The organism is Kitasatospora sp. NPDC022785 (assembly GCF_055561295.1).
Window position 1 is genome coordinate 63,938 of sequence record NZ_JBVHHB010000034.1, and the last position, 14,791, is coordinate 78,728.

The window sequence follows — 14,791 nt, forward strand, 5'->3', positions numbered from 1 at the left end:
TCGGCGGGCGGGCCGGAGGCGGCGGACCGGTCGGCGGGGGCTTCAGCGGAGTTGGCGGAGGCCAACGAGCACCTCTTCCAGGAGGGTTGCGGGCAGGCGTTCGGCCTGCGGGACGGGCGGGAGCACCTGCACGGCGCCGAGGTCCCAGAGGTCGCCGACCAGCACCTTGACGATGCCGAGCGGCAGCCCCAGGTGGGCCGCCACCTCGGCGATCGACAGCAGGCTGCGGCAGAGGTCCAGGATCCGGTGGTGCTCGCGGTTGAGCAGCACGTCCTCGGGCAGGTCGGGGCGGTCGGCTAAGGCACTGACGAGGCTTTCGACAGCGAGCGCGGCCCGGGTGGGCCGGCTGCGGCCTCCGGTGATCACATAGGGCCGTACCGGCCCGCTCACCGCTGGCCCCCCGCCGCGTGGTCGACCCGCGGCGGGCTGGTGAGGTGGCTGCCGATCCGCTCGACCAGGACCTGCATCTGGTAGGCGACCAGGCCGGCGTCGACGGCCTCGCCGGTCACCACGGCCAGGTGGGCGCCGGCCCCCGCGGCGACGATGAAGAGGTAGCCGCCGCCGTACTCGATGATGATCTGGCGGGTGGCGCTGCCGTGGCCGCCGAAGCCCTGGGCGACGCCGCGGGCCAGCGACTGCAGGCCCGAGCAGGCGGCGGCGAGCCGTTCGGCGTCCTCGCGGAGGATGCCCTCGCTGCGGCCGATCTCCAGCCCGTCGTTGGACACCACGACGGCGTGCCGGACCTCGGGGACGGAGACGATGTCGGCGAGCAGCCAGCCGAGATCAGGGGTGGTGGTCATGGAACTCTCCGAAGCTGGGGGGGGAGCTGGGGGGAAGCGGGAAGGGAGGGATCGGGCCGGGCGTCGGCCCGGGCGGCCGAGCGGCCGCTGGCCGTCCCGGCCTGGAACATCGCCATGAACGCCTGGGCGTCCTGCGCCGAGCGGTACGGCGGGGCGGGCGCCGGCGGGGGAGCTGCCGGCGCGCCGTGGCGGTTGGCGCGGTCGCGCCGGTGGCTCCGGCGGGGCAGCGGCGGTGGGGCGTCGTGGCCGGCCGAGGGGGATCGGTCGGTCGGCGGGGTGTCCACCAGAGGGTGTCCGGGGCCCGGGGGGTGTCCCGGCTCCGGGGGCCGGCCGGCTCCCTGGGGGGCGGCCGTGGGTGCGGCCGGATGCAGGGGGGGTGCGGGGTGGCGCGGGCCGAGGGCGAACGCCGCGTCGCCGGGGCCGAGGCCCGGGACGGTCGGTGGGAGGGGCTCGGTGAGCAGGGCGTTCGGCAGCAGCAGCACGACCCGCACGCCGCCGTACGGTGAGGGCGCGGAGCTGAGGGTGACCCGGAATCCGTACTGATCGGCGAGCCTGCCGACCGCCGCGAGGCCGAGCTGCGGTACCTCGCCGAGGCGGGAGACCTCCAGCGCGGAGCCGCCGGCCAGGGCGGAGGCCGCCTTGGCGACGGCCTCCTCGGGCATGCCGACGCCGCCGTCGTCGATCTCGATGACGGCGCCGTTGTGGACCGGCATCAGGGTGACGAACACCTGCGTGCTGGGCGGCGAGTAGCGGGTGGCGTTGTCCAGCAGTTCGGCCACGGCGTGGATCAGTGCCTCGGCGGCGGCGCCGACCACGGCGGTGTCGATCCGGCTGCGGACGACCACCCGCTGGAAGGGCAGGATGCGCGACTGGGCGCCGCGGACCACGTCCTCCAGCGAGACCGGCTCGGGCCAGTGCCGCCCGGCCCGGGCGCCGCAGAGGACGGCCAGGGTCTGGGCGAGGCGGGCCTGCTGGGCGGCGGCGTGGTCCGCCTTGAGCAGGCCCTCCAGCAGTGCCGGGTCGTCGTGGGTGCGTTCCATCTCGTCCAGCAGGGCCTGCTGGTCGTGCGCCATGACGAGGATCCGGCGGGCCACGCTGAGGAAGGCGCGCTGGGTGGAGGCGTTGAGTTCCTGTTCCTGCTGGACGGCGGCCAGTTCGCCGCCTCGCCGGGCCAGTTCGGCGTTGAGCTCCTCCCGCAGGCGGGTGAGCTCGTGCTGCTGGCGGTTGTGGCGGCGGCGCAGGGTGGCGGAGACCGCGCGGTAGCGGGCGGCGACCACGAGGGCGAGGACGGCGAGAACGCCGGTTGCCGTTGCGCACCACTGAGTCATCGTCACGCGGCGAATTCTAGGGTGATGATCCTACGAAGGTGTGAACGGATCTCGCCAAGTGACCGGATCTCATCAATATCCCGTCATTACGGCGTCAATCCGACGTCCTTCGTCCCCGATCGGCCCTTGGGGCGGCGGGCGTTGTCGACCGCTCACCTCCGGGGCGGGGTGTCTACTGCCCTGCTGACATCCGGTGCAACAGGAGCAGCGCCACGTCGTCCGGCCGGGAGCGCCGCTCGGTGACGTTGAGGGTGAGCAGGTCGGCCAGCCGCTCCAGGGCCGGCGCCGGACCGATCCGCACCGGGCCGGTCTGCCGGGCCCAGAGCTCCAGCCCGCCGAGCATCCGCTGCACCGACTCGTCGTAGTCCTCCTCGCGGTCCTCGACCAGCCCGTCCGTGTAGACGAGCAGCGTCTCGCCGGCTGCCAGGTGGTCGACCGTCAGGTGGTAGACGGCCTCCGGGTCGACGCCCAGCGGGGGGCCGCCGGGCAGGTCCAGCTCCACGGCCTTGGCGTCGTCGGTGATCCGGACCGGGGCCGGGTGCCCGGCGCGGGCCGCCCGCAGGGTGCCGTCGGCCGGGTCGAGGGTGAGGTAGAGGCAGGTGGCGAAGAGGTCGGTGTCCAGGCCGGAGAGCAGCCGGCTCGTCCGGGCCAGCGTCGCCGCCGGATCGTGCCCGTCGGTCGCGTACGCCCGCAGGGCGCTGCGCAACTGCCCCATCACGGCGGTGGCCTCGGCGTTGTGGCCCTGGACATCGCCGATCACCAGGCCGATCCCGCCGTCCGGCAGCCGGAGCAGGTCGTACCAGTCACCGCCGATCTGCATGCCCTCGGTGCTCGGCAGGTAGCGGGCGGCGCTGGCGATCCCGGGGAGCCGGGGCAGGGTGCGCGGCAGCATGGCGCGCTGGAGCTCGGTGGCCCGGTGGTGGTGGGTGTCGTAGAGGCGGGCGCGTTCCAGGGACTGCGCCAGGATGCCGGCGAACGCGGAGTAGAAGGTGCGGTCCTCGCGTCCGAAGACCCGCTCGGTCGCGAAGGTGATCAGGCAGGAGCCGACCTGCCGCCCCGAGGCGACCAGCGGCAGCACCGCCCAGGCGGGCGGGGTCAGCGGCCCACCGCTGCCCGCCGGGGCGCGCCCCGTCCGGCCCGGTTCGCTGAACAGCGGGGTGGAGCGGGCCAGCGCGTGCTGCATGACGCCCTCGGAGAGGTCGGCCAGCCGGGTCAGCTCGGTGCGGCGGGGCCCGCCGTAGACGGTGTGGGAGACGGGCAGCAGCCGGCCCTCCTCCACCAGGTCGAGCACGATGCTGGCGGCGCCCAAGGCCGGGCGGGCGATGTCGGTGACCGCGGTGGTGACGTCCCGGACGGTGATCGCGCGGGAGAGTGCCCGGGTGAGCGCCAGCAGCAGCGCCGAGCGGGTTCCGGCCGTGGGGGCGCCGCCCTGCTCGCCGGCGGCCGGGCGTTCCTCGGGGGAGCGGGCGCGGTCCCGGTCGGCGACCAGGCCGGCGATCCGGACCGGCCGCCGGTGCACGTCCAGCATCACCTCGCCGGTCTCCTCGATCCGGACCACCCCGCCGCCCCGGCGCAGCACCCGGTAGGTGATCCGGTACGGGCCGCCGGTGGCGAGGGCCTCGGCGAGGGCGGCCTGGAAGTCCGGCAGGTCCTCCGGGTGGACGATCCGCTCCGGGTCGGGGGCGGGCGCCGGGCCGCCCCCGTCCGGCGGCGGCTGGCCCGCGACCCGGTAGGCCTGGGCGTCCCAGTAGGTCTCGCCGGTGACCAGGTCGCGTTCGAAGGCGCCGTGCCCGGCGGAGCGGACGGCCAGCGAGAGCAGCGGGTGGGCCAGCCCGTCGGCCCGGCCGGTGCCCTCCCCGCCGGGCGCCTGCGGCGTTCCGGCCCCGGGCACGGCTCCGGCCCCGGGTACGGGTACCGCTCCGGGCACGGGTCCCGGGCGGGCCCCCCGCTCCACGCCGGTCTCGGCGTTCACGTGGTCGAGCAGGTGGGAGAGCCGGTGGGCGCAGGCGTCGCCGAGCGTCTCCAGGACGTCCAGGTCGCGGCGGGGGACGGTGCCCCGGTGGGCCAGCGCCAGGCCCAGCACGCCGATCGGCTCCCCGTCGACGATCATCGGCAGGGTGATGATGGCGACCATGCCGGTGCCCATGCCGGCGTTGCGGTTGGGGTAGTCGACGCTGGTGCGCTCGGGGCTGAGCAGATAGGGCCGGCGCAGCCTGAGCGCCATCGCGGCGGGCAGGTCGCTCGCCGGGTCGACCACGTTGTACCGCTCGTGTGCCCACTCGGGCAGGCCGTGGGAGGCGGTGAGCCGGAGCATGCCGGCGGAGTCCAGCAGGTAGAGCGCGGAACCCTCGCCGGTGATCCAGCCCGGGCCCTCGGCGAGCACCGTGCCGAGGAGTTCGGCGGCGCTGGTGCAGCCGAGCAGTAAGCGGACGCAGCGCATGGCGCTGCGCGCGGTGGGGCTGCTGCGCGGCGTCCGGCTCTCGTCCTCGGACGGGGGAAGCCACGGCGAGGTCAGGTCCATGGGATCCCCGGCCTTTCCGTTGCCTTCTCGGGTGGTCCCTATCGGCCACTCAATTCTTAACACCTTATTTCTTATGCCGGTGAATGGTGACTCGGGCGGTGGGCCCCGCCGGGACCGGGGCGCGGGACCGGCCGGGACGGATGTGCGGCACCGGGCCCGGGTCGAGTAGGATCTGCGATCGGCGAGGGCCTATAGCTCAGACGGTTAGAGCGCTTCCCTGATAAGGAAGAGGCCACAGGTTCAAGTCCTGTTAGGCCCACCACCACGAAGGGCCCGGAGCGATCACGCTCCGGGCCCTTCGGCGTCCCAGCCGCCCCCTCGCGGGTGCGCGGCGGCTCAGGCCCCGGGCCAGTCGCGGAGGCCGTGGGTGAGTACGGCGATCAGGCGGTCCTGGGTCTCGCCGAGGTCCTCGGCGAGCTGGAACGCGCCGCCGATGGAGAGCGAGGCGAAGCCGTGGGCCACCGAGCGGACGGCGCGGGCGGCGTGGATGGCCTCCGACCCGGATAGCCCGTACTCGCGCAGCACCGCGATGATCACGCCGACCAGTCGCGTGGCCGCCCGGGTGAGGTCGTCGTCCGGCTGAGGGGCCTGCGGGAGCGCGTTGTAGCGGTGCGGGTGCTCGGCGGCGTACGCGTGGTAGGCGCGCAGGACGGCGGCGACGGCGTCGTCCCCGCCGCGGCCGAGGGCGGCCTCGGCGAGCCGGTCGGCCAGCTCCTCGGTGACCCGGACGGCGATCAGCCGCCGCAGTTCGGCCAGGCCGCCGCTGACGTGCTTGTACAGCGAGGGCGTGGCCACGCCGGCCCGCGCGGCGACGGCGGCGAGGGTGAGGGCCTCCGGGCCCTGCTCGTCGATGAGGGCGAGGGCGTGGCCGACGACCTGCTCGGGGGTGAGTCCTACTCGGGGCATGGGGACGGTTCTCCGTGGTTCGGGTTCCGGGCGTCGGGAGGTCCGGCCCGGGCTGCGGCTGCTGGACGTCGGCTGCGGGTGGGGCCTGCGCGGCTCGGGCGGGTACAGCTCAGGGCAGGTACGGCTCGGGCGGGGTACGGCTCGGGCCGGTACAGCTCAGGCAGGTGCGGCTCAGGCGGCCAGCTCGGCGAGGAACGGCAGCAGCGCGTCGGCGGTGGCCTGCGGGTGGTCGGCCATCGGGTAGTGGCCGGCGTCCTCGATCATCACCTTGCGGGCGCGCAGGGCGGCGGCCTGCCGGTCGGCGACCAGCTCCGGCTCAGGGAAGTCGGGGTCCTTGCCGCCCATGACGACCAGCGCCGGGCACTTCACGGCGGCGGTCCAGCCGACGGGCGCGGAGTCCCCGTGGACCTGCCCGCGGATGGCGGTCTTGCGGCCGGGCGTCCGCATCGCGGCGACCAGCCCGTCGACGTACGCGTCGAAGTCGGCCGGCTTGGCGGTGGGGTAGGCCATCTTCCGGTGGTAGAGCCCCCAGACCGCGGGGGAGTGCACCAGCAGCGTGCCCATCACGGCGAACGTCGCGCGCTGCAGGGCGTTCGGCGGCAGGTTCTCGACGAAGGCGTCCAGCAGCACGATCCCGGCGACCCGCTCGGGCGCGTCCCCGGCGGCCTTGACCACGGTGGCGCCGGTGTACGAGTTGCCGGCGAGGACGGCGCGCTCGATGCCGAGGTGGTCGAGCAGGGCGAGGACGTCGGTGGCGATCGCGGCCGGCGAGTAGTCCCCCCAGGCGATCGAAGACTCGCCGAAGCCGCGCAGGTCCATCGTGATCACCCGGTGGCCGGCGGCGACCAGCAGCGGGCGCAGGTGGCGGTAGGCGGCCCGGCTGTCGAGCATCCCGGGGAGCAGGACGACGGGGGCGCCGTCGCCCTGCTCGGTGTCGTCGTAGGCGAGCCGGCCGCCGGGAACGTCGAGGTACTGGGTGGTGGGGGCGGTGGTGCCGGACATGGGGGCCTCCTCGGTCCGCCGGGACTGTCATCGGCTGGTGTGCCGATAGCCATAAAGCTAAGGCTAATAGCCTTAGCCGTCAAGTGGCCGACGGGGCTTTGCCCGAGGGGCGGGCGGCCGCGGGGCGTCAGACCCCCTCCACCTTGAACGGGTCGTGCTCGGCCAGCAGCTTCTCCAGCCGGGCCTGGTCCACCCGGGTGACGATCTCGTTGGTCTCCTGCTTGTCGCGGATCACCTTGGCCAGGGTGAACGAGGAGGTGACGGTGTAGAGCAGGCCGATCCCGAGGAAGGCCCGGGTCCAGCCGCCCACCGGGAGGTAGGCGATCCCGACCGCGAGGGTGGTGCCGGAGAGTGCGAAGGAGAGCACGGCCTGGACGTAGTACGCGGCCGTGGTGCGTGACTGCATCGGTGCGTTCATGGCGCCAGGATGGCCGCGTCCGACCGGGCCGCACATGAGTAGAAGTACTCAGATGGGGGGTCGTTCGTTGACGTCCAATCACGTTCGGTAGTGTCAGTTGTCGTCAAACCCCCCAAAACACCCATCAGGTCACGTAGTGTCCGGACCGTGTCCTGCTGCCCCGAACGGATGGCTTGGAATCAGGGGCTCCTAGGATTAACGTTTGATAACGCAGCGCGGTCCGCAACGCCGTACCCAGACGGCACCGTGCGCCGTCGCCTAATCCCACCGACCGGCCTCCGGGCAGGTCAGGGAGCCGGGGAACCACGTTCCTTGGGGTGAATCGGCCGGGCCCAGGCCCAGCCGTAGGAGACCTTCCTGCTCCGAACCCGTCAGCTAACCCGGTAGGCGCGAAGGAAGGAAAGGAGCGCGCCTCCGTGGCGTCGACGCACTCTCCGGCACACCTGCCCGGCTCCCCCGCCGGCACCCAGCTGCTCGACCACCCGTGGCCGCCCGCCCACCCCGGCGAGTACGGCGGGCCCTCCGACGAGGCCGCCCCGCAGACCGCCGAGGCCAACCGGCACCGGATGCCGCGTCAGACCCGCGGGACCGCGCCACTGCTCGGCGTCACCGCCGTCGCCGCCACCCTGGGCGCCACCGGCTTCGCCTCCGCGACCCCGGCCGCCGCGCCCGCCGTCGAGGCCCCCGACGAGACCCCGGTCACCCTCGCCGCCGACCCCGGCCTCGCGCTCGCCGCCCGGATCCAGCAGCAGGCCGACAGCCAGCGCACCGCCGCCGAGGAGACCGCCCGGCTCGAGGCCGCCAAGGAGGCCGAGGCCAAGCGTGCCGCGCAGCAGCAGGAGGCCAAGCGGGCCGCCGAGGAGGCCGAGAAGGCCAAGCTCGCCGCCATCAACCTGCCGGTGCGCGACTACAACCTCTCCGCCCACTACGGCCAGAGCGCCTCGTACTGGGCCCACCTGCACACCGGCCTGGACTTCGCCGCGGACACCGGCACCCCCGTCTACGCGGTCGGCCAGGGCACCATCACCTCGGCCGGCTGGGCCGGCTCCTACGGCTACCGGATCGTCGAGACGCTGCCCGACGGCACCGAGATCTGGTACTGCCACCTCTCCTCGATCATCAAGGGCTCCGGCAAGGTCGTCCCCGGCCAGCAGCTCGGCAAGGTCGGCGCCACCGGAAACGTCACCGGCCCGCACCTGCACCTGGAGGTGCGCCCCGGCGGCGGCGCCCCGGTCGACCCGGAGACCTGGTTCGAGCAGCGCGGCATCACCCCCTGAGGCATCGCATCCCCTGAGGCACCGCACCGCCTGAGACGCCGCACCGTCTGAGACGCCGCACCGTCTGACGCACCGCGAGGAAAGGGCGCCCCGGCCCGGGGCGCCCTTTCGCGTCTCACTCCGCCGGCAGCTGCGCCAGGTAGGCGTCGATCTCCTCCTGGCCCGGCTCCGGCGCGAGGTCCGGGAACTCCGCCACCAGCAGCCGCGGAAGCCCCGGCACCGTCCACTCGCCGATCAGGTCCAGCGCCGCCTCGGCCGCCGCCTCCTCGAACGCCCCGAAGTCCCCGGCCAGCTCGTCCGGCATCGGGCGCCCCAACGCCGTCAGCTCCGCCAGATTGCGGTAGCTGCGCCGCATCAGGCCCTGCTCCAGCAGTAGCCGGGCACCGTCCGTGGCCATCCCGACCGAGAGCACCCGGGCCGCGCCCCAGCCGTCCTCGTCCAGCTCGTCCAGCCACCCGGCCGCCGCCAGCGCCTCGAACGCGGCCCGCCGGTCCTCCTCCGGCAGCTCCCGGAACGCCGCCAGCCACTCCCGCACCGCCGCCTCGTCGGCGACGTCCACGTCGTGCGCGCACAGCAGCACCGCGTACAGCCGGGGCCAGGTCACCAGGTCGGCCCGGCGCAGCAGCCCGGCCGCCACCTCGCCCTGCCACTCGGCCTCCGCGTGCAGCCGCTCCTGCCGCTTGGCGTTGAGCCGCTTCGTCGCCCGCTGGTGATCGATCAGCAGCCGCACCGCCTCGCCGTACGCCAGAGGGTCCTGCTCCGGCGCGGGCTGGACGTACAGGTGGAGCCGCTCGTACAGCAGCTGTTCCACGGCGTCCGAGGTCAGCTCCGGCCAGCCGTCGTGCATCCTGCTCTCGCCCAGCTCCAGCAGCGCCAGCACCGCCCGCAGCGGGGATTCGGCCACCGGCGCGCGGCCCTCGGCCTCCGCCCAGGCGAGCAGGTCGGCGGCCTTGGTGCGCGGGGCGAGCCGCAGGTCTTCTTCTTCCATGTCACGTACGGTAACCGGAAAGCCCGGGTAGGGTCGGCTGACATGGTCCCCGTCCGACTCACCGGCCCCCGCCTGGCCATCCGCGAGTTCCACCACACGCCGGGCGACACCGACGCGCTGCACGCGATCTTCGGCGACCCGGAGGCCACCCGCTACCTGCCCTTCGAGCCGCACGACCGCGAGGACTGCGCCGACCAGATCGAGCAGTACCTGGAGGAGGCGCTTCAGGACGAGCGGACGGTCTACCGGCTCGCCGTCACCCGGCACGCCGACGCGGCCGACCCGGCCGACGCCACCCCGATCGGCAACGCCGCCCTCACCCTCGGCAGCCACCGCTCCGCCCACCTCGGCTACGCGCTGCGCCCGGACGCCTGGGGCAACGGTTACGCGGGCGAGATCACCCGGCTGCTCTGCGATTTCGCGTTCGGGCCGCTGGGCCTGCACCGGCTGGTCGCCCGGGTGGACGTGGCCAATGCCGCCTCCATCCGGGTGCTCACCCGGGCCGGCTTCCAGCCGGAGGGCCGGCTGCGCCACCACGTGTACCTGCGCGGCGCCTGGCACGACTCCTTCCAGTACTCTCTGCTCGCCGACGAGTGGCCGCCGCGCCCGCAGCGCTGAGCACGAGAGCGGAGCGGGGGTTAACCCCACCCCGCTCCGGCGGGGAGCCGGATGTCCGCCCGGCCCGCACTTTGACAGGGTTGAGCCATCAGCCCGACCGGCACCGCCGCAGACCCGAGGACCGAGGCCCAGGCCATGAGCACCAGCGAGAGCATGCAGCGCAGCGAGTACGACTGGCACGAGGGCGTCCGCCGTACCCAGGAGCCGCCGTACGCCTGGCGGGCGCCGTTCTCCTCCTACTTCTACCGGGAGCTGGGCTTCGCCCTCAGCGGCCTGCCCGTCGCCCTCGTCGGGTTCACCTTCGGCGTCAGCCTGTTCTGCTTCGGCCTCGGCACCTTCCTCACCGTCCTCGGCATCCCGGTCCTGGCCGGGCTGACCAGCGGCGCGCGCGGCTTCGGCCGGCTGGAGCGGGCCCGGACACGCTCGATGCTGGCGCTGGACGTGCCCGGACCGGCGCCGGTGCGGGCGGTTCGCCCCGGGGCGTGGGGCTCGATCACCGCGCGGCTGGCGGACGCGGCCGGCTGGAAGGCCGTGCTGTACCAGGTGGTGATGCTCCCGTGGGCCCTGCTGAGCTTCGCGGTGTCGCTGATCTTCCTGTTGATCGGCTGGACGCTCGCGCTCTACCCGGTCTACCACTGGGTCTTCCCGACCTACACCGAGTGGCCCGGCTACCGGCTCTTCGACTTCTGGGACAGCCACGGGGTCGAGCACGTCTACTACGTCCAGTCGCCACTGCAGATCGCCGGGGTCTCGCTGATCGGGCTGTTCTTCGTCTTCCTCACCCCGCAGCTGGTGCGCGGCCTGACCAACGTCAACCGCCTCGCCGTCCGCGGTCTGCTCGGCCGCTGAGCCCCGGCTCCTCGGCCCGCTGCCCCGTACCGGCCCCGCCCGCGCCCGGACGCTCCGGATGCGGGCGGGGCCGGCCCGTGTTCGCATGGCCGGGTGACCGCCCGCACCACCCCTCGCGACGCCGGCCCGGCGGCCGGAGTCCTCGTCACCTCACGCCCGCTGGACGAGTACTGCGGCCTCTTCGGCCTGACCCGCGCCCAGCTCGCCGCCCTCCCCGGGCCGCTGCTCGACTGCCCCGGCGGCGCGGCGGGCCTGGCCGCCGAGGCGCGCGAACTCGGCTGCCACGTGATCGCCACCGACCCGGCGTACGCCCGGCCCGTCCCCGAGATCGAGGCCCGCGCGATGGCCGCCCGGGCGTCGATGGCCGCCGCGCTGGACGCCCGCCCGGACCTCTACCCCGCGCCGTACTTCCACCCGTACGACCGCTACCTGCGCAGCTGGGACCGGGCCCGCCGGCTGTTCACCGCCGACACCGCCGCCCACCCGCAGCAGTACGTGGCCGCCGCGCTGCCCAGGCTGCCGTTCGCCGACGGCACCTTCGCGCTCACCCTCAGCGGGTACCTGATCTTCGCCTACCCCGAGCTGTTCGGCCCCGGGCGGCAGGTGGCCGCGCTGACCGAGCTGGTCCGGGTGACCGCCCCCGACGGCGAGGTCCGGGTCCACCCCCTGTGCGACGGCGCCGGCCGCCGCTGCCCCCACCTCGACGGGCTGCGGCACGCCCTGGGCGAGCGCCGGATCGCCAGCGAGGTCCGCCGTCTCCCGGCCGGCGGCGCGGGCCGCCCGGGGCGTGTGCTCGTCCTCCGGGCCGCCGACCACCGCCGCCGGGCCGGCGTCATAGGGCGTGGCTGACCATTCCGTGCGCCGGGCGGGAACCGCCCGGCCACGCCCGTGCGGTCACTGCGGCGATTCGGCGGGCTGCGGAGCGCCGGCCGGTTCGGCCGGCTGCGGCCCGTCGGCCGGCTGTGCCCCGTCGGCCGGGCCGGCCTGCTGCGGGATGACCGCCGTCGCCTCCAGCCGGGACAGTATCTTCTCCGCCAGCCAGCTCCGGTCCGAGCCGTACGGGATGCCGTCCGGTGCCACCAGCTGCCCGGACACCGCCTCGCGCAGCCGCCCCACCTCGGTGGCCGGCAGCCGGGCGAGCATGCCGCGGGCGGCCAGCAGCGCGTTGTACTGCTCGAAGCCCGAGCGCGGGTGCTCGATCGCCTCCAGCACGCTGGGCAGGTCGGCCAGTGACGGATCGCCCTGCATCAGCGCCAGCGCCTGGATCCGCCGTCCCTCGGAGCCGTCCGCGAACAGCTCGCGCACCTGTTCCGAAGTGAGCGCCGAGCGGCGCGCCGTCGACCGGACCTCGGCCACCACGGTCGCCGGACCGGCCGCCGTGCCCGGCGGCAGCCGGCGGGCCGGCTCCTCGGCACGGTCGGCGCTGCCGCCGAGCAGGCCCAGGTGCCGCATCGCCCGCACCCGCAGGTCGTCCGCGCCCACCTTGTCGCCCCGGCGGTCGCGGTCCTGTCCGGCCAGGAAGAGGTCCAGCGCCTGGTCCGCGTCGGAGAGCACCTGCGGCAGCGTCAGCCGGGTCACCAGCCACCCGGCCAGGAAACCGGACACCAGGAAGTAGAGGACCAGCGCGGCCGAGAACGGCACCGCGCCCTCGTCGCCGCCCAGCGCGGGAGCCAGCGCCGTACCGAGCTGGTGCAGCCGCTCGCCGAGCGAACCGAGCTGGGTCAGCCCGACGCCCAGCAGGACCTTGGTCAGCCAGTCCGAGACCTGCTCCAGATTGGTGTTCGGTACGTACGAGCCGTGCGGCTCACCGCCGGGGCCGCCGGCACCGCCGCGCACCCGCGGCACCCCGAACAGGAACCCCAGCGCGCCGCCCAGCACCACCGACGCCCCGGCCACCACCAGGCCGCCGCCCAACGCCTGCCAGACGTGCTCGCGGCCGAGCGAGAACAGCAGCAGCCCGAGCAACCCCACCCCGGGCAGCACCCCGGCCGCCCCCCGCTGTGCCGCGCGTCCGGCCGCCCCGCCCCCGGCCCGCCGGGTCGTCCTCGCCATCGCGTACCCCCTGTACCCGTCCCGCTACGGAATCCGGGCCGACTCTAGCGCCGGACCCGGGCGGCCGAAACGCCTCGGACCGGCCCCGGAAACGCAGACAGCCCGTGGGCTGCTCCTCCGCGCCGGCCCTGCGAGGGGCCTGGCGCCGAGGCACCGGGGATGTACCGGTGAGCCCACGGGCCGGGTGACTGCTTGGGATTTCGCCTGCCGGAGGCCTAGGACCTCGCCCTACGCAGGCAGGGGCGGCTCTAGCGAGCAGCCACCTCACGCATCCTGACGGTACTCAACCAGGATCACCTCCTTTCAGTGTGCCGCCACTGTAGGCAGCTCCCCCGAGGGAGGGCAACGGATTATTCGCGGAGAGCCTCTGGGCAGTGGAGGGCCTCGGGCAGTGGACGCCCCCCGGACCGGACGGTGGAGGGCCTCGGGCAGTGGAAGACCCCGGGGCAGCGGGAGGCCCAGGCCGGTGGGCGCCCCCCCGGGCGTCAGAGGGCGGACATGCGAAAGGCCCGGAGGACGAGTCCTCCGGGCCTTCCTGCTACTGAGTAGCGGGGACAGGATTTGAACCTGCGACCTCTGGGTTATGAGCCCAGCGAGCTACCGAGCTGCTCCACCCCGCGTCGGTGAACACAACAATACGGGGAAGCCGCGCGGATGGGAAATCGCTTCCTCAGCGGCCCCGCTCCGGGCCCTTCGCCCGGCGTGCGGAACGGCGTGCGGAACGGCGTGCGGTGCGGGCCCGGGCCCAGGCGGCGAAGCAGATCAGTGCGGCGAAGCAGGGCACCATCAGCACCGCGTAGACCAGCAGGAAGCCGTGGGTGCCGAGGTCGGCGGCGGCGTTCCAGGTGCCGTGCAGGGCCATCGCGAGCAGCAGCCCGGCGGGCGCGGCCAGCCGGGCCAGCCAGCGGCGGCCGGTGGTGAGGGTGACGGCCAGGCCCAGTCCGGTGAGCGCGGTGAACAGCGGGTGGGCGAACGGGGAGAGCAGGCCGCGCAGCACGAAGGTCTGCACGGTGCTGTCGAAGTCCCGCAGGCTGGGCGAGGCGCCGAGGCCGATGCTGTCCAGCCGCTGCTGCTGGTCGTCGGTGAAGGCGCGCCCCAGGTAGAGCGCGTTCTCGGTGAAGGCGAAACCGCAGGCGGTGATCCCGCCGAGGACCACCCCGGCGGCCAGCGTCCGTGGCCGTGCGCGGGCGCGCGGGCGGTCGTGGGTCAGCGGGTAGGGGCGCAGGTACGGCAGCGGGCGCAGGTAGGGGCGCAGTCGTCCGCGGGCGTGCGGGAGGGCGGGCCGACGGCCGTACGGCCGGGGCGGCCGGGGGCCGGGGAGCGGGCGCAGGACGGTCGCGCAGGGGCGGTCGGTGCGGTGGCCGCGGCATCGGAGCCGCTGTCCGAGCGGGAGCAGCAGGACCAGCAGCGCGGCGCCCTTGGCACTCTCCTCGATCACCGGGGTGACCAGGTCGGCGCCCAGCATCTCGCCGAGGCTGCCCTGGTGGGCGGTCAGGTAGGTGCTGGTCCAGCCGTTGGCGAGGATGGCGGCGGTGGTCGCCGCGAAGGCGCCCCAGCCGAGGCAGAACACGGTGTGCCGCAGCGGCACCCGGGCGGTCTGGTTGAGCCAGGCGAGGCCGCCGAGCACGAAGGGCAGCGGGACCATCGCGAGGCCGAGGCCGACCAGCAGCCCGGTGGTCCCGGTCTGGCGGCGGACCAGGTGCAGGATGAGGACGCCGCAGCCGGCCAGGGTGAGGACGGCGGTCGCGGTGACCGAGGAGAGAGCGACCGAGCGGGTGGGGCGCGGCAGCCGGGACGGCGTGGCCGACGCCGCCACGGGGACGGGGACGGGCAGCCGGGGCACGGTGCGGTGGGCCCGGCGCATCCGGGGCCCCGGGATGGTGCGGGTGCCGGCGGTGCGCGTGGGCATCTCTCGGTCGTCGGCGGCCTGGACGGTGGTCCGGAACCCGCCGCCGGACGGGCTGCTCACCCGGCACAGGGTAGGCCAAGGCACCGGCCCCACGGGAGGACTCGGGACGAATCCCCCCGTCCG

The 14,791-nt window shown here is 74.7% G+C and carries 14 protein-coding genes, 2 tRNA genes and 1 riboswitch; of the genes, 5 read left to right on the forward strand and 11 right to left on the reverse strand.

Annotated features, from left to right (window positions below; translation table 11 throughout):
• Positions 1–42: 42 nt before the first annotated feature.
• From ACZ3YO_RS35755 to ACZ3YO_RS35770, 4 genes are all read right to left on the reverse strand, one after another.
• Positions 43–390 (reverse strand): DUF742 domain-containing protein, encoded by a 348-nt coding sequence (locus ACZ3YO_RS35755; RefSeq protein ID WP_465577891.1) that lies wholly within the window; start codon positions 388–390, stop codon positions 43–45.
• Positions 387–800 carry a roadblock/LC7 domain-containing protein gene (locus ACZ3YO_RS35760; protein WP_396325521.1) on the reverse strand — a complete coding sequence of 138 codons (414 nt, stop codon included), beginning with the start codon at positions 798–800 and terminating at the stop codon, positions 387–389. The genes ACZ3YO_RS35755 and ACZ3YO_RS35760 overlap by 4 nt, the downstream gene beginning before the upstream one ends.
• Positions 797–2,128: a sensor histidine kinase gene (locus ACZ3YO_RS35765; protein ID WP_465577934.1), complete on the reverse strand. Its 1,332-nt coding sequence runs from the start codon at positions 2,126–2,128 to the stop codon at positions 797–799. The genes ACZ3YO_RS35760 and ACZ3YO_RS35765 overlap by 4 nt, the downstream gene beginning before the upstream one ends.
• Positions 2,129–2,300: 172 nt before the next feature.
• Entirely contained in the window at positions 2,301–4,649 is a 2,349-nt protein-coding gene (locus ACZ3YO_RS35770) for a SpoIIE family protein phosphatase (RefSeq protein WP_465577894.1), read from the reverse strand.
• Positions 4,650–4,834: 185 nt separating this feature from the next.
• On the opposite strand from ACZ3YO_RS35770, the gene ACZ3YO_RS35775 reads away from it, so the two are divergent.
• A tRNA-Ile gene (locus ACZ3YO_RS35775) sits at positions 4,835–4,911 on the forward strand.
• A gap of 74 nt (positions 4,912–4,985) precedes the next feature.
• On the opposite strand, the gene ACZ3YO_RS35780 is transcribed toward ACZ3YO_RS35775, so the two are convergent.
• The 3 genes from ACZ3YO_RS35780 to ACZ3YO_RS35790 all read right to left on the reverse strand — a co-directional run bounded on the left by ACZ3YO_RS35780 (position 4,986) and on the right by ACZ3YO_RS35790 (position 6,975).
• Complete coding sequence (locus ACZ3YO_RS35780) at positions 4,986–5,555, reverse strand: TetR/AcrR family transcriptional regulator (protein ID WP_465577896.1); 570 nt, start codon at positions 5,553–5,555, stop codon at positions 4,986–4,988.
• A gap of 171 nt (positions 5,556–5,726) precedes the next feature.
• A complete protein-coding gene (locus ACZ3YO_RS35785; protein WP_465577898.1) occupies positions 5,727–6,557 on the reverse strand; it encodes an alpha/beta fold hydrolase in 831 nt (276 codons plus the stop codon).
• Between the two features lie 127 nt (positions 6,558–6,684).
• Positions 6,685–6,975 carry a YiaA/YiaB family inner membrane protein gene (locus ACZ3YO_RS35790; protein WP_465577900.1) on the reverse strand — a complete coding sequence of 97 codons (291 nt, stop codon included), beginning with the start codon at positions 6,973–6,975 and terminating at the stop codon, positions 6,685–6,687.
• Between the two features lie 245 nt (positions 6,976–7,220).
• A riboswitch (cyclic di-AMP (ydaO/yuaA leader) is annotated at positions 7,221–7,379 on the forward strand.
• Positions 7,380–7,391: 12 nt separating this feature from the next.
• On the opposite strand from ACZ3YO_RS35790, the gene ACZ3YO_RS35795 reads away from it, so the two are divergent.
• Positions 7,392–8,252 (forward strand): M23 family metallopeptidase, encoded by an 861-nt coding sequence (locus tag ACZ3YO_RS35795; protein WP_465577902.1) that lies wholly within the window; start codon positions 7,392–7,394, stop codon positions 8,250–8,252.
• A gap of 115 nt (positions 8,253–8,367) precedes the next feature.
• Here the strand turns inward: ACZ3YO_RS35795 and ACZ3YO_RS35800 are convergent, their stop codons facing one another.
• Positions 8,368–9,240, reverse strand: coding sequence for a hypothetical protein (locus ACZ3YO_RS35800; protein ID WP_465577904.1), 873 nt, complete (start codon positions 9,238–9,240; stop codon positions 8,368–8,370).
• Between the two features lie 42 nt (positions 9,241–9,282).
• Here ACZ3YO_RS35800 and ACZ3YO_RS35805 point away from each other — a divergent pair, with 42 nt between their 5' ends.
• From ACZ3YO_RS35805 to ACZ3YO_RS35815, 3 genes are all read left to right on the forward strand, one after another.
• On the forward strand, positions 9,283–9,858 hold the full coding sequence (locus tag ACZ3YO_RS35805) for a GNAT family N-acetyltransferase (RefSeq protein ID WP_465577906.1): 576 nt from the start codon (positions 9,283–9,285) through the stop codon (positions 9,856–9,858).
• Between the two features lie 135 nt (positions 9,859–9,993).
• Complete coding sequence (locus ACZ3YO_RS35810; protein WP_465577908.1) at positions 9,994–10,707, forward strand: sensor domain-containing protein; 714 nt, start codon at positions 9,994–9,996, stop codon at positions 10,705–10,707.
• Between the two features lie 93 nt (positions 10,708–10,800).
• Positions 10,801–11,556, forward strand: coding sequence for a hypothetical protein (locus tag ACZ3YO_RS35815; protein WP_465577910.1), 756 nt, complete (start codon positions 10,801–10,803; stop codon positions 11,554–11,556).
• A 45-nt stretch (positions 11,557–11,601) separates the two neighbouring features.
• On the opposite strand, the gene ACZ3YO_RS35820 is transcribed toward ACZ3YO_RS35815, so the two are convergent.
• The 3 genes from ACZ3YO_RS35820 to ACZ3YO_RS35830 form a co-directional block, all read right to left on the reverse strand.
• The gene (locus ACZ3YO_RS35820) at positions 11,602–12,759 is read right to left on the reverse strand and encodes a hypothetical protein (protein ID WP_465577912.1); all 1,158 of its coding nucleotides are present in this window, start codon (positions 12,757–12,759) and stop codon (positions 11,602–11,604) included.
• Positions 12,760–13,305: 546 nt separating this feature from the next.
• Positions 13,306–13,379 (reverse strand) — tRNA-Met (locus tag ACZ3YO_RS35825).
• A 50-nt stretch (positions 13,380–13,429) separates the two neighbouring features.
• A complete protein-coding gene (locus tag ACZ3YO_RS35830) occupies positions 13,430–14,728 on the reverse strand; it encodes a PrsW family intramembrane metalloprotease (protein ID WP_465577914.1) in 1,299 nt (432 codons plus the stop codon).
• Between the last annotated feature and the right edge of the window lie 63 nt (positions 14,729–14,791).